The sequence below is a fragment of the Saccharopolyspora shandongensis genome (assembly GCF_900106995.1).
GTDB lineage: Bacteria > Actinomycetota > Actinomycetes > Mycobacteriales > Pseudonocardiaceae > Saccharopolyspora > Saccharopolyspora shandongensis.
In genome coordinates this window covers 134,450-148,474 of sequence record NZ_FNOK01000002.1, presented here as the reverse complement: position 1 = coordinate 148,474, position 14,025 = coordinate 134,450, and the positions used below count along the sequence as shown (strand labels likewise).

Genomic DNA, 14,025 nt, shown 5'->3' with positions numbered 1-14,025 from the left:
AACGGGCGATGTTGGGGCGATCGTCGCGTTCGTTCGGCAATTTCTGCTGACGAGCGTTCGGTGGAAGGGGTAAACCATACGGGCGAACTGCTGCATCGGTGCGTTGCTACGGGACGGGCTGTCGATGAGGAACGCGAAGATCTTGCCGCGGATGCCGCGTTGGCGCCGGGCGCACGCGTTGCGCGCTGCGCAGGTGCTCGACGAAGTGGTGGACAGCCAGGCCGGTTCGCTGCCCCGGCTGCCCGAAGACCTCCGGCGCCGGCACGCCGATCACCTCGCGGAGCTAGTCCTGCTGGCCCAGGCATACCGCCATTACGCCGCAGGCTGGATCACCCGGCAGGAGCTGGAGCACTGCGGCCGGGTCGCGGTGCAGCGGTTGGAAGGCGACTGCTGCGTGCCGCTCGTGCAGCTCGCCGATGGTGAATGACCACTCGGCGACGGGTGCGTCATCGGCGGGCTCGTCGGGTATCTGAGTGTCGGCGCGCCGGTTGAACTGGGGGTTCGACGATCGGCGCAGGCCGGTTCGGTCCGGGCGAATTCGGTGTTTTCCCTGGTGATGGCCGCTGTTTTCGGCATCGCGAGCCGGTAGCGCCCGCGATCCCGCAGTTCTTCGCGTCCTGGTGCGTGCGCATGCCCGGGCGTGCTCGTTGATTTCTCCGCACTACCGCTCACGCAGGTGAGCGGGACTTCGTGGTGCGTGCGTTTTTTCCGGAATTGTTGGATGGGAGATGGTTTTGTGCGGTCCGGATGTCCGGTCGGAGCGGCTGGGGGAATTGCTGGACGAGGATCCGCTGCTGCGGCTCTACTGCGCGACGACGGTCGGCGAGCACCGGGCGGCGGGAGAGCTGTCCGCGGCGCGGAACGCGATCCCCCTGGGTGAGTTGGCGCGCTGGGAGTTCCCCGGCGATGTGCTGTGGTTGAAGCGGATCGTGGCCGGCCGGCCGCCGGCCTGGACGGCGCCGGAGCACCTCGCCGAGTTCGTGGTCCGGCCGCTGCTGATCACGTTCCGCGGGTTGGTGGCGCGGGGTTTCCTGCCGGTCGGCGAGCTCGGCGTCGAGCTGGACTCGGCGGCGACGGCCACCGGGCGCATCGTGCTCGGCGGGATTCGCCGCGCGCGGTCCGAGGTGCCGGGCGTTGTTGCCGCGCTGGACGAGAAGCTGGACCAGCTGGCGGCCGCGTGCATGCTCATCGGCGGCGACGAGCAGGACCGGGTCCGGGACGCTTTCGACCGCGTCATCGCGCAGGAATTGCGCCACTTGGCCGAGTCGACCGCGGCCGCGTTCGCCGGTGACCACCCGTGGCGCCGCTTCGTGCACGTCGTCGCGGCGGAGCAGCACGAGATCCTCAGCCGGGTCGTCCGGCTGGTCCGGGCGCGCAGCGCGCGGCGCCGGAACGAGCCGGGCCTGCCGCGGCCGCTGGTCGCCGTGGACCTCGACTTCTGCGCCTTGCACCCGAAGCACCGGGTCGGCGAGGCGTTGCGCCGGTTGGGCGAAGCGCACGGCATCGACGAGTTCGCCGACCCGGCGCGGCTCGACGTGCTGCCTGGGCTGTACCGGCCGGGTTGGCGCCCGTTCCTGGCGGCGAACGGGCTGCTGGCGCGTTTTCCCGAACTCGACTGGGACGCGTTGTACGCCGAGTACCGCCAGCACGTCGCGTGGCACCGGGAAGCCCTGCTGACCGACGACCCGGCGCCGGGACTGGTGGAATTCGTCCGGGACCTGGAACAAGCCGGTGCCCGGGTCGTCTGGTTGACCGGTCGCCGCCACCGCATGCGGGCCGCCACCGAAGAGGTCCTGAGCCGCCACGGACTCGGCCACCTCGACCTGCGCACCACCGATGACGGGCCGGTCGCGGGGCAGAAGGTCGCGGCGCTGCGCGACATGCCGGAGCACGAGCTCGTCGCCGCCTTCGACGACTCGGCCGACAACCGCGAAGCGCTGCGGGCGGCGTTCCCCGCCGCCTCGGTGGTGGCCGCGCGACCACCCGGGTTCACTGTGGACAGTGAAGGAACTCGTTGCGGGATAAGGACGTTCGAGTCGCTGCCGCAGCCGGTTCCGCTGGGGCGCGGGCACTCGGCCGACGCGCCGCAGCTGTCGCACGTGACGTCGCTGAGCAGACTGCGGATCGGGGACCTCAGCACCCGCCCCACGATCTGGTCGCACGGCGTGGAACTGACCGCGGCGGAGCAGTCGCGGATCGTCGAGTCGCTGGTCGCGACTGCGGTGGCCGACGGGCGGCGGCTCGGCCGCGAGGTCGGCGCTCGCGCCGATCCGGCGGCGACCTGCCGGGCGGTGTGGCGGGTCGTGACGGCGAAACCGTTCGGCGCGTCCAGGACGGCGTATCCGCCCGAGGCGGCCGAACGGGACATGCTCGCCTCGATCGAGGCCGGTGCACGCATCCCGTTCGTAGTGGTGGGGCCGTCGCTGAAGCAGGACGGCTCCCGGCTGAAGGCACTCGGCGGGCTCCCCGACCTCGCCGAGCTGGCCATGCTGATCCGGCTGCGGCAGCTCGACGAGGCCGTCCGGCAGATCCACCCGCCGGGCATCGCGGTGCGGGCGCTCACCGATGCCAGCCACTTCAGGTTCCGGGAGCCGCGCCGCTACGCGGGCTACCACCGGGAGCTGGTCGCGCAGGTGGCGAGCGCGGGGCTGCGGGACGTGGTGGCGGTCGAGGACTTCGACGACGCCGCCGACGCGCATCCGAGGTGTGGCGACCGCACGCAGCGGCCGGAGCTGCTGGCGAAGCACCGCGACCGGTACGCCACGGCGTTCGCCGGGCTGGACGTCCGCCGCGATCCGCGGGCGGCGCTGGAGGAAGCCGACGCCCGGGATCCGGCCGGGCCGGGGCGGCCGCGGTTCGCCGAGCTGTTCCGCTCCGTGCTGCAGGCCGTCGACATCCCCTGCCCCGGCGGCGATCCGTTCGCGTGGTCGCAGCGGATCTACGCGGATCCCTTCGACCTGACCGACCCGGCGGTGCCGGCCGAGGTCCGCCGGGCGCGCGGCGACCTGCTGGCGACGGCGTGGCGGGAAACGATCACCTACCTGGCGAACAAGCACGTCGACGAGGAACTCGACTACTCGGTGCTGTGGCGGGAGGGCTGCGTGCGGATGAGCCTGTCCATCCGCCCGGCACCGGGCCGGCTGCGGTTCGTCCCGCTCGGCGGCGCCGGGGTGATGCCGTGGCACGGCACGGCCGCCCTCAACGACCTCTGCGAGGTGTCGGTCGACTACGCGATCTCGCTGGTGGACCAGGGTTTCGTGCCGGTGCGCGCGGCGCGGGACAGCGCCCAGCCGTGGTTCATGGTCCAGGCCAGGGCCGTGGACCGCGCCGGGACGCTCGACCCGGCGGTCTTCGACCGCATCCGGCTGCGCAGCAAATGACCGGTGCTCCTGCGGGAGGGGCGGCGGTTTCGCGCGAAACCGCCAACCGTCCGCACGCGGATCGCCGTTTTCGCGCGAAACCGCCAGATACTCGACTGACCCGGCGCGAAGACGAGAGCGCCCCCGGCCGAATCGCTCGGCCGGGGGCGCCCCTGCACTGCCTTGGAGGTTGTTTCAGGATGCGGCGTCAGCCGCATGCGGTGTGGGACTCAGCTGGCACCGCCGCGGGTTCTCAGACGTCGTCTGGCGAGGACAGCCCCAGCGCCGCGTATTTGGTATACGCAAGTCGGGGATCCCGGAGTCCAGACGGCGTCTGAGGTTCCGCTACCCGCACCGCTATGCAAGCCCCATCCTGAAATGTTTTTTAGTTCTTCGGCTTGCCCAGGCGCAGGGCGAGGACCAGGCCGAGGGCGACCACGACCACCGCGCCCACGATCCACGGCCAGACCGGCATGCCGCCGGACTCCGCCGAGTCCGCCTGCTGGCCGGGCTGGTCCGCGTTCTGCGGAGCCGGGGCCGGGGTGCCCTTGCCCGGCGCGGTCAGCGTGAAGGTGACCTTGCCGGGCACCGGGTGGCCGTCGTTGGACAGCACCCGGTAGCCGACCGTGTAGACACCCGCCGGACCGAGCTCCCGGACCGGTACGACGACCGAGTTGCCCTCGACCCGCACCTCCCCGTCGGTCCAGTACGTGCCGTCCGGGCCGACCACGTTGACCGTGTTGTAGCCCTCGCCGGTGCGCACCGGCTGGTCGAAGGTCAGCCGGACCTCACGGGGCCCGGTGGCCAGCTGCGCGCCTTCCGGCGGGTCGCTGCTGACCAGCACGTTGTGCGCGAGCGCCGTGCCCGCGCCGCCGAGCAGCGCGACCAGCGCCAGCGCCGCGATCGCGAGCAACCGCTTCACGACTCGTCCTTCCCGGATTCCTGCTGCTTCGCAGCCTGTCCGGCGTTCCGGCTGCGCGCGAGGGCACCGGCGCCCACGCCCAGGCCGAGCGCGCCGACCAGCAGCCCGGCACCGCCCAGCCAACGGGCCGTGTCGTCACCGGCGCCGGTGGCCTGCTCGCCGGCCTCCTGGCCGTGCGAGCTCCCGCCGTGCGAGTGCCCCTCCTCGGCCTTCTCGACCAGCTTCAGCGTCGGGGCCGGGTGCTCCGGCTCCTCGCCGTTCGGCGGCGTCGGAGCGTCCCAGTTCACGACCTCGCCGTTGTCGTAGGTCTGGGTGGTGGGCAGCAGCAGTTCGTCGGTGTTGGTCGGCAGTGCGCCGAGCGTCGCCTCGAACTCGTTGAACTCGTTCGGCCCGATCCGGTTGCCCGGCTGCGCGGTCCACGTGATGCTGCGCACAGTTTCGGTGACCTGTGCGCCCGCCACCTCGACCGGCGCGATCGCGACCCGCTCCACCGCGACGGTCCAGCCCGGCATCGGCTTGGTGCGCACCGAGCTCAGCGGGTACTGCTCCGGCAGGGTCACCTTGACCTGCACGGTTCCGGCGTTCGGCCGCTCGTTCGGGACCCGGAAGGCGACCTTGGCGTAGCCTCCCTTGGCCGCCTCGCCGGGCTGTGCGGAAACGTGCGCGGACGCCGTCCCGGCGCCCATTAGCGCAACAATCCCGCAAGCGGCGGTCAGCGCCGCGGATCGAACCGCGAATCGATTTGTCGACATGTTCTTGAATCTCCTGCGTTTCGGACTATTCGCGCGCGCGGATACGCGACGAAATGGCGAAAGAGCAACGATCAGGTGGCGAATTCCACGTGATCGCCACCGGTGGCAAGAGATTCCGGCGGCCCGCGACGGGCATGAATGCGCTGGTAGATCAGCTGAGCCAGGGTACGCACCGTGACCACGGAGACGCACACCGTGCGCGGCTGCGCAACCACCGGTAGTGGGGTCGACTTGCGGGGCAGGATGGATCCGAGGAGGCGTGCGACTACGAAGAGTGCCCGCTCGGCGCGGGCCATAACGAGCCCGGTCAGCAGCACCACGGCGGCGTGCCCGAGCGTCATGACCAGCGGCGAGAACCGCATCCCGGTGTACCCGAGGCCGTCCTGGTGGGACGCCACGAGCTGGAGAAATACGTGAAGTGCCAGCTGGCTGGCGCTCAAAGCCCCTAGAATGCCCCACGACCCGCGCTTGCGATCAGCGAGTGCCACACCGGCACCGGCCAACAGGCCGGTGATCACCAAGGTTGTACCCGGATCGGGTAACGACCCCCCGGCGGCCGCATGTGCGGCCACGGACAGTGACGCCGACGTGGTGGCCAAACCGGCACCGCGCAGGACGCGCAACGCGCCCTGCGTAGGTCTGATTCCGGCTGCCACGGCGCCCAAGTCTAGGTGTCGGTTCGGCCACGCTGACCGCAGGTGAGCTTGCCTTGTTCACCCGATTGGGTCACGGTTTACGGGTTGCAGACGGTCCGGAGCTACCAGCTGCACATTTGCCGGCCACTTAGTTCCAGATCGTCGTAACCGACGACGGAGAGGAGGGGGCGTCGCCGAAAGTCGGCGCCGAAACCTGTGTCGACCGAAACAAAACAAAGTGGTGAGCCCACCGAGGGCCACCATACAACTGGATTGACAGGAAGCCCCGAGTTCCTCGGGAAACCGCGCACGGACTGGGTCGTGTTCGGAGTCACCGCGGCCATCATGTTCGCCGTGGTGCTCTGGGGTGCGGTGGGTACCGACTCGCTGAGCACCGCGTCGAAGGCGGCACTGAACTGGCTGCTGACCAACACGGGCTGGGGCTTCGTGCTCGCGGCTACCGCGTTCGTCATCTTCGCCCTGTACCTGGCCTTCAGTAAGTTCGGGCGGATCCCGCTCGGCAAGGACGGGGAGCAGCCGGAGTTCCGGACGATCTCCTGGATCGCCATGATGTTCAGCGCCGGTATGGGCATCGGTTTGATGTTCTTCGGCGTTAGCGAGCCGCTGGGGCACTTCGTCTCACCGCCGCCGGGGACGTCCCCCGCGGAGAGCGAAGAGGCCATCAAGACGGCCATGGCGACCTCGCTGTTCCACTGGACGCTGCACCCGTGGGCGATCTACGCCGTGGCGGGTCTGGCGATCGCCTACAGCACCTTCCGCCGCGGGCGCCGCCAGACGATCAGCGCCGTGTTCCTGCCGCTGATCGGCAAGCGCAACTCCGAGGGCCCGCTCGGCAAGGTGATCGACATCCTCGCGCTGTTCGCGACGCTGTTCGGTTCCGCGGCCTCGCTGGGCATCGGCACCCTGCAGATCCGCAGCGGTCTGGAGAGTGCGGGCTGGCTGGCCAAGGACTCGGCCGGCAGCACCGTCCTGGTGGCGATCATCGTCGTCCTGACGGTGTGCTTCATCCTGTCCGCGGTGTCGGGCGTGGAGAAGGGCATCCAGTGGCTGTCCAACATCAACATGGTGTTGGCGGGTGTGCTGGCGCTGTTCGTGTTCGTCGTCGGCCCGACGGTGTTCATCCTCGACCTGCTGCCCACCTCGGTGGGGTCCTACATCAGCGAGTTCGGCGAGATGGCCTCGCGCGCCGGCGCCACCGGCGGCGACGAGATGCAGAGCTGGCTGGCCAGCTGGACGATCTTCTACTGGGCGTGGTGGATCTCGTGGACGCCCTTCGTGGGCATGTTCATCGCCCGCATCAGCCGCGGCCGCACCATCCGGCAGTTCGTGGCCGGCGTGCTGTTGGTGCCCAGTGGCGTCAGCCTCATCTGGTTCGCGATCTTCGGCGGCGCTTCGATCGACGCCCAGAAGGCGGGTGCCAACGTCTACGGCGAGGGCTCCGCGGAGGCGCAGACCTTCGACGTGCTGGGGACCATGCCGTGGGCGACGGTCACCTCGGTGCTGGTGATGGTCCTGGTGGCGATCTTCTTCGTCTCCGGCGCCGACGCCGCGTCGATCGTGATGGGCACGCTGTCCCAGCGGGGCGCCATCGAGCCGAGCAAGTGGGTGGTGGTCTTCTGGGGTGCCGCGACCGGTGCCGTGGCCGCGATCATGCTGGTCATCGGCAGCGCAGGCGGTGATGAGGAGAAGGCGCTGGACGGCATCCAGAACCTGACCTTCATCGGGGCACTGCCCTTCGCCATCGTCATGGTGTTCATGTGCGTGGCCTTGCTCAAGGACCTGCGCAGGGACGACGTGACGTTGCGCGACGCCAAGGGCGCCGAGGTGCTCGAACAGGCGGTCATCGCCGGTACCGAGGAGCACGACGGCGAGTTCCAGCTGGTGACCACGCCGGCCGAGGCCGACGAGAGCGAGGCCACCGCGACGGCGCCTGCCGGCGGAAAAGAGTAAGAAGCGTGAACTTCCTGGACTACGTCGCATCCAGGTGGCAATCGCTGCTGGTGGATTCCTACCAGCACGCCAGCATGGTGGTGCAGTGCATCGTGCTGGCGACGATCGTCGGCGTCCTGGTCGGGGTTGCGGTCTACCGCAGCCCCGCCGGGGCGGCGATCGCCACCGCTCTCTCGAGCGCGATCCTGACCATCCCGTCGTTCGCCCTGTTCGGCCTGCTCATCCCCGTGCTGGGGCTGGGCGTCGCGCCGTCGGTGGTGACGCTGGTGCTGTACGCGCTGCTGCCGATCATCCGCAACACCATCGTCGGGTTGTCTACAGTCGACCAGCCGATCTTGGACGCGGCCCGCGGCATCGGCATGAGCCGGTTCGGCGTGCTGACCCGCGTCGAGCTGCGGCTGGCCTGGCCCGCGATCCTCGCGGGCATGCGGGTGAGCACCCAGATGCTGATGGGCATCGCCGCCATCGCGGCCTACGCCAAGGGCCCCGGCCTGGGCAACCTGATCTTCAGCGGCCTGAGCCAGCTGGGCGGCGCGAACGCGCTGAACATGGCCATCGCCGGCACCGTCGGCGTGATCATCCTGGCGCTGCTGCTGGACGCCCTCTTCGTGCTGTTCGGGCGGTTGACGACATCGAGAGGTATTCGTGGCTGACGACAACAACACCCCCGCCGGCGGGCACGGCGTCGAGATCTGCCTGGACGAGGTCTCCAAGCGCTACCCCGGGCAGAAGCTGTCCGCGGTGGAGTCGGTGACCATGACCATCCCGGCAGGCGAGACCGTGGTGCTGGTCGGGCCGTCCGGCAGCGGCAAGACCACCACCATGCGGATGATCAACCGGTTGATCGAGCCGACGTCCGGCAAGATCACCATCGGTGGGCAGGACGTCCTCGGCCTCGACCCGGACAAGCTGCGCCGCGAGATCGGCTACTCGATCCAGCAGGCCGGCCTGTTCCCGCACCTGACCGTCGGCGAGAACGTCGGCGTGGTGCCCGGCCTGGTCGGCTGGGACAAGAAACGCATCCGCGAGCGGGTCGACGAGATGCTCGACCTGGTCAACCTGGACCCGGGCGAGTTCCGCGACCGCTACCCGCGGCAGCTCTCCGGCGGTCAGCAGCAGCGCGTCGGCGTGGCGCGGGCGCTGGCGGCCAACCCGCCGGTGCTGCTGATGGACGAGCCCTTCGGAGCCGTGGACCCGATCACCCGCGGGGTCCTGCAGGACGAGCTGATGCGCCTGCAGGCCGAGCTGGGCAAGACGATCGTGTTCGTGACGCACGACTTCGACGAGGCGGTCAAGCTCGGCGACCGGATCGCGGTGCTCGGCGAGCGCTCCAAGATCCTGCAGTACGACACGCCGGAGGCCATCCTGGCCAACCCGGCGGACGACACCGTGGCCGGCTTCGTCGGCGCCGGTGCCGCGCTCAAGCAGCTCACCCTGCGGCGGGTCCGCGAGATCGAGGTGGGCCAGGTGCCGACGGCGACCATCGACGAGTCGCCCGCGGTGCTGAAGGAGCGCTTGGGCACCCGCCGCGGCGCGATCGGCCTGGTGCTGGACAAGCGCAACCGCCCGTTGCGCTGGGCGACCGCCCGCGAGGCCGGCGCCGTGTCCAGGTTGGACCGCGCCGGGCGGCCGGTGGAGGACAGCGTCGCGCTGGCCTCGACGCTGCAGGACGCGCTGGAAGCGATCCTCACCGACGACGACGGCGTCGCGGTGGTCACCGGTTCCCGCGGCGAGTACGTCGGCGTGGTCGACATCGACACGGTGATGAACACGATCAAGGCGCTGCGCGAGGAGCACGCCGAGGACGAACCGACCGAGGACCAGTCATGAGCAGCCAGTTCGCTTCGGACTCCGGGTCCCGCAGGGCGGAGCGGCTGCGGCTGCTGGCGCAGCCGATCGCGGTCGCGGCGCTGGTCGTCGGGGTGCTGGGCTGGGCGTTCAGCCAGGACAACGACGAGGTGACCGCGCGCAGCATCAACTCGACCACGATCCTCAGCCTGACCTGGACGCACTTCCTGCTCAGTCTCGCGGTCGCGGTGATCGTCGTCGCGGTGGCGGTGCCGCTGGGCGTGGTGCTCAGCCGCGGCTGGGCGCGGCGGGCGGTGCCGCTGGTCATCGGCCTGGCCAACATCGGCCAGGCCGCGCCCTCGGTGGGTCTGCTGGTGCTGTTCTTCCTGATCACCGGCGGCGCGACCGGGTTCTGGATCGCGGTGCTGCCGATCGCCTTCTACGCGCTGCTCCCGGTGCTGCGCAACACCATCGTCGGCCTGCAGCAGGTCGATCCCTCGCTGATCGACGCGGGCCGCGGCATCGGCATGTCGGCGACGGGCGTGCTGGCGCGCATCGAGCTGCCGCTGGCCGTGCCCTACATCCTGGCCGGCCTGCGCACTTCGCTGGTGCTGGCTGTCGGCACCGCGACGCTGGCGCTGTTCGTCGGCGCCGGCGGGCTCGGCGAGATGATCAACACCGGCTACAAGCTGAACGACTGGACAGTCATGGTCGTCGGCGCGGTGCTGGCGATGTCGCTGGCGCTGCTGGTCGACTGGCTGGGCGCGCTGGCCGAGACGTACCTGTCGCCGAGGGGGTTGCGATGAACCGGAAGATGTCGCGCCGCGGCGCGTTCAAGCTGGCCTCGGTGGCGATGACCGGCGTGCTGCTGACCGGCTGCGGGCTCAGCTCGGGCGGCTCGGTGCCGCTCGCGGTGGAACCGGGAACCATCCGGCCGGTGCCCGAACTGCAGGGCGTCACGATCACCGTCGGCTCCAAGGACTTCACGGAGCAGCTGGTGCTCGGCTACATCGCCGAGTTCGCGCTGTCCGCGGCCGGCGCCGAGGTCCGCGACCTGACCAGCATCGTCGGCTCGGCCAGCGCCCGGAAGGCGCTGGAGAGCAGCCAGATCGACATCCTGTGGGACTACACCGGGTCGTCCTGGATCAGCTACAACGGCAACACCGACCCGATCCCGGACGCCCGCGCCCAGTACGAGGCCGTCAAGAAGCTGGACCTGGAGCGCAACGGTGTCGCCTGGACGGCGATCACCTACGACGTGGACAACACGTACGCGTTCTCGGTCAACCAGGACGCGGCGCGGCGGCTGGGCGTGGAGAAGCTCTCCGACATCCCGAAGATCATCGCGGAGAAGCCGGACGAGGCCTCGTTCTGCATCGACAGCGAGTTCGCCAGCCGCAACGACGGCATGCCGGGGGTCGAGGAGGAGTACGGCTTCACCGCGGACCGGTCGAAGGTGAAGGTGCTCACCGAGGGCAGCATCTACCAGGCCACCCAGAACGGGACCTGCACCTTCGGCGAGGTGTTCACCACCGACGGGCGGATCCAGGCGCTGAACCTGAAGGTCCTGGCGGACGACCGCCAGTTCTTCCCCAGGTACAACCTCGGCATCACGACCCGCGACGAGCTCCTCAAGCGATACCCGCAGATCACGTCGGTCTTCGAGCCGGTGTCGGAGAAGCTGACGAACGCGGAACTGCTGAAGATGAACGCCCAGGTGGACGTCAACGGCCGGGACCCGGCGGACGTGGCGAGGGAGTGGATGGTCCAGCAGGGCCTGGTGAAACTCCCCGGCGGAGAAGCCGCAGGCCGCTGACCTGCCGCCGCCGGCCCCACCCACCGAGGACCACAGTTTCAATTGAAACTGTGGTCCTCGACGTTCCGTCCGCAGTTTCAATGAGGGTTTTTCATCCTGGTGAGCCCGCAGTCGCGGGTCGCAAAGCTGCACGTCGATGGGGTGTCGCATGCGCCGCAGGCGCATAACCCACCTACGACACTTGCACCGCCGCGGGTTCACGGTGCCCACCCCTTCGGGGTTCCCTCGGCGAGGACGGCCCCTCCGCCGCGTATTGGACATACATCAGGAGGGGCACCCACAGACCAGGGAGCCTCTGAGGTTCCGCCACCCGCACCGCCACGCGAACTGAGGTTGGAAAGACCTCAATTGAAACTGTGGACGAACCGCAGTGGTGGGCGTGTGTTACTTGGTGTGGCGGGTGGCGACGCCGAAGCGGCCGAGCAGGTCGTCCTCGATCCGCCCGAGCTCCGCGTCGACCGCGCGGTGCGCGGACTTCCGCCGCTGCGCGGGCATCCGCTCCGCGGCCCGCACCGCGCTCGTCAGCTGCGCCAGCCGCGCCGCCGTCCGCTCCGCGTACTGCTCCGCGACGGCCGCCTCCTCGCCGCTCGCCGACTGCTCGCGGAGCTCGCGCAGCGCTTCGCCGTCGCCGGCGATCCGCGCGTGCAGCGCCGCGCCGCGGCCGGTGAAGCTGCCCAGCTGGTCCACCGGCACGCCCAGCCGATGCGCGCGCATCCGCTCGTAGCGCTCGCGCGCCACCGACACCGCGTGGATCGCGAACGGCGCGACCACCGGGACGACCACCTTGGCCACTCCGATGATCTTCTTGGCGTTGCCCGGGGTGATGCGCCCGTGCTCGCCCTTCTGGATCGCCTTGGCGGCCTTCTTGTCCGCCTTCTTCGCCGCCTTGACGGCCTTGCGGGTGCCGTTCGTGCCCGCCTTCCGGACCCCGCATCGGGTCGTGCGCTTCCTCACCGCGGCCGACACCTCCCTGTCCTGCGGTTGCCATTGCGGTCACCTTAAGACCGGACCTGGGGTGGTACGACATCGAGCCGCGCCCGTTCGGGCACGGTGGGTAGTCGCGTCGCGGTCGTGTCACCGGGGTGATGGGCGCGTCTGTCGGAGCGACGGCATACGCTTCACACGTGAAGGAGAAGGTGCTGCTCGACGCGGGCGTCGTAACACGGTGCCGTCGACGCGTGCACCTCGAGAACGATCCGGCGCAGGACGAACCGCCGGCGCAGATGGATCTGGGCATCGAGCAGCGCATCGCCGATGCCGCGGAACACCGCCGGTACGTCGCGAAACTGCTGGGTAGCGCGTTCGGCGAGGACTGGGCGGAGATCCCGCGCGGGGCCGCGGCCGGCCGCGAGGAGCTGACGCTGGCCGCGATGCGCGCCGGCACGCCCTACATCTCGTCGGCCCAGCTGCCCGCCGACCCCACCGGCGGCCGGCGCGGTTCGGTCGACCTGCTGGTGCGCAGCGGCGACGGTTACGTTCCGGTGCTGGTGGTGCGCCACAAGATCACCGATCCGGGCAGCGGTGCCCGGGTGTCGCCGATCGGCCGGCCGGTGCCGGCGGCCGCCCGGATCGACCAGGCCCGCAAGGTGCGGGCGCAGCCCCGCGACCAGTTGCGCCTGGCGCACGCCCTGCGGCTGCTGGAGGCGTGCGGGATGAGCGCGGCGCCGAACCTCGGCGGCGTGATCGGCGTCGAGGCCGACGTGGTGGTCTGGCACTACCTGGACGTGCCGAACTGGCCCGGCGGCCGCACCGCGATCGCCGAGTACGAGGCGCGGTTCGCCGACCGCCTGGCGGTGGCCTCGGCCGCCGCCGAGGAGGCGGAGCCGCTCGCGCTGCCTTCGCGGATCAACGAGTGCAAGGGCTGCCCGTGGTGGCCGACCTGCGAATCCCAGCTGCGCGAGAACCGGGACGTCAGCCTGGTGGTGCGCGGCGAGGACGCGGTGGCGCTGCGCGACGTCGGTGTGTCCACAGTGGACGAGCTGGCCGCGATGCCGCTCGCGGAGGCGGAGTCGCTGCCGCTGACCGGGGTCCGCAACACCGACGCGATCCTGCTCGCCAAGGCGTGGCTGCGGAACCTGCCGCTGGTGCGGCGGGTCCGCGACCTGTCGGTGCCGCGCGCGGACGTCGAAGTCGACGTGGACATGGAGAGCTACGCCGACGCCGGGGCCTACCTGTGGGGCTGCTGGCTCTCCGGCGTGGACATCGGCGAGGAGCCCGGCTACCGGGCGTTCGTCAGCTGGGAGCCGCTGCCGTCCGACGACGAGGCGCGGTCCTTCGCGGACTTCTGGACGTGGTTCGGCTCGGTGCGCCGCCGCGCGTACGAGCGGGGCCTGAGCTTCCGCGCCTACTGCTACAACGAGCTCGCGGAGAACCGCTGGATGCTCGCCTCGGCCGAGCGGTTCGCCGGCAAGCCGGGCGTGCCATCGGTGGCCGAGGTGCGCGAGTTCATCGGCTCGGCCGAGTGGGTCGACCTGTTCGCATCGGTGCGGGAGCAGTTCCTGTGCCCGAACGGCAAGGGCCTGAAGGTGATCGCGCCGAGCGCCGGGTTCGGCTGGCGGGACGCCGAGGCCAGCGGCGAGAACTCGATGCGCTGGTACCGCGACGCGGTGGGCCTCGGCGGCGGAGTGCCGGTGCTCTCCCAGCGCGACCGGATCCTGGACTACAACGAGGACGACGTTCGGGCGACCTGGACGATCCGCCGCTGGATGACCTCCGAGGCGTCCAACGAGATCCCCTACGCCGCCGACCTCTGACGACTGCCCGGCGCGGCGAGCGGTGATCT

12 protein-coding genes are annotated in these 14,025 nt (G+C 70.3%); 8 read left to right on the top strand and 4 right to left on the bottom strand.

Translation table 11 applies throughout. From position 1 onward, the window contains the following. The first annotated feature begins 124 nt into the window (after positions 1-124). Together BLW84_RS02440 and BLW84_RS02435 are read left to right on the top strand one after the other, a co-directional pair. Positions 125-427: a hypothetical protein gene (locus BLW84_RS02440; RefSeq protein ID WP_093260770.1), complete on the top strand. Its 303-nt coding sequence runs from the start codon at positions 125-127 to the stop codon at positions 425-427. 301 nt (positions 428-728) lie between these two features. Further along, a complete protein-coding gene (locus BLW84_RS02435) occupies positions 729-3,380 on the top strand; it encodes an HAD family hydrolase (protein WP_093260768.1) in 2,652 nt (883 codons plus the stop codon). A gap of 364 nt (positions 3,381-3,744) precedes the next feature. On the opposite strand, the gene BLW84_RS02430 is transcribed toward BLW84_RS02435, so the two are convergent. The 3 genes from BLW84_RS02430 to BLW84_RS02420 all read right to left on the bottom strand — a co-directional run bounded on the left by BLW84_RS02430 (position 3,745) and on the right by BLW84_RS02420 (position 5,689). Beyond that, positions 3,745-4,281: a copper resistance CopC family protein gene (locus tag BLW84_RS02430; RefSeq protein ID WP_093260766.1), complete on the bottom strand. Its 537-nt coding sequence runs from the start codon at positions 4,279-4,281 to the stop codon at positions 3,745-3,747. After that, complete coding sequence (locus BLW84_RS02425; RefSeq protein ID WP_093260764.1) at positions 4,278-4,967, bottom strand: YcnI family copper-binding membrane protein; 690 nt, start codon at positions 4,965-4,967, stop codon at positions 4,278-4,280. Before BLW84_RS02425 ends, BLW84_RS02430 begins: the two co-directional genes overlap by 4 nt. Before the next feature lie 137 nt (positions 4,968-5,104). Next, on the bottom strand, positions 5,105-5,689 hold the full coding sequence (locus BLW84_RS02420; protein ID WP_143060841.1) for a hypothetical protein: 585 nt from the start codon (positions 5,687-5,689) through the stop codon (positions 5,105-5,107). 252 nt (positions 5,690-5,941) lie between these two features. On the opposite strand from BLW84_RS02420, the gene BLW84_RS02415 reads away from it, so the two are divergent. The 5 genes from BLW84_RS02415 to BLW84_RS02395 are packed head-to-tail and all read left to right on the top strand — an operon-like array spanning position 5,942 to position 11,243. Beyond that, positions 5,942-7,639, top strand: coding sequence for a BCCT family transporter (locus BLW84_RS02415; protein WP_093260760.1), 1,698 nt, complete (start codon positions 5,942-5,944; stop codon positions 7,637-7,639). Positions 7,640-7,644: 5 nt separating this feature from the next. Next, on the top strand, positions 7,645-8,292 hold the full coding sequence (locus BLW84_RS02410) for an ABC transporter permease (RefSeq protein WP_093260758.1): 648 nt from the start codon (positions 7,645-7,647) through the stop codon (positions 8,290-8,292). Then, positions 8,285-9,469: an ABC transporter ATP-binding protein gene (locus tag BLW84_RS02405; protein WP_093260756.1), complete on the top strand. Its 1,185-nt coding sequence runs from the start codon at positions 8,285-8,287 to the stop codon at positions 9,467-9,469. Before BLW84_RS02410 ends, BLW84_RS02405 begins: the two co-directional genes overlap by 8 nt. Continuing rightward, positions 9,466-10,233, top strand: a complete 768-nt coding sequence (locus BLW84_RS02400; RefSeq protein WP_093260755.1) for an ABC transporter permease — start codon at positions 9,466-9,468, stop codon at positions 10,231-10,233. Before BLW84_RS02405 ends, BLW84_RS02400 begins: the two co-directional genes overlap by 4 nt. Further along, on the top strand, positions 10,230-11,243 hold the full coding sequence (locus tag BLW84_RS02395; protein ID WP_218157188.1) for a glycine betaine ABC transporter substrate-binding protein: 1,014 nt from the start codon (positions 10,230-10,232) through the stop codon (positions 11,241-11,243). Before BLW84_RS02400 ends, BLW84_RS02395 begins: the two co-directional genes overlap by 4 nt. Before the next feature lie 384 nt (positions 11,244-11,627). Here BLW84_RS02395 and BLW84_RS02390 read toward each other — a convergent pair whose 3' ends face one another. After that, positions 11,628-12,197 (bottom strand): DUF6474 family protein, encoded by a 570-nt coding sequence (locus tag BLW84_RS02390; protein WP_245760880.1) that lies wholly within the window; start codon positions 12,195-12,197, stop codon positions 11,628-11,630. Positions 12,198-12,367: 170 nt separating this feature from the next. Between BLW84_RS02390 and BLW84_RS02385 the strand changes: the two genes are divergently transcribed. After that, positions 12,368-13,996, top strand: coding sequence for a TM0106 family RecB-like putative nuclease (locus tag BLW84_RS02385; RefSeq protein ID WP_093260753.1), 1,629 nt, complete (start codon positions 12,368-12,370; stop codon positions 13,994-13,996). The last annotated feature ends 29 nt before the right edge of the window (positions 13,997-14,025 follow it).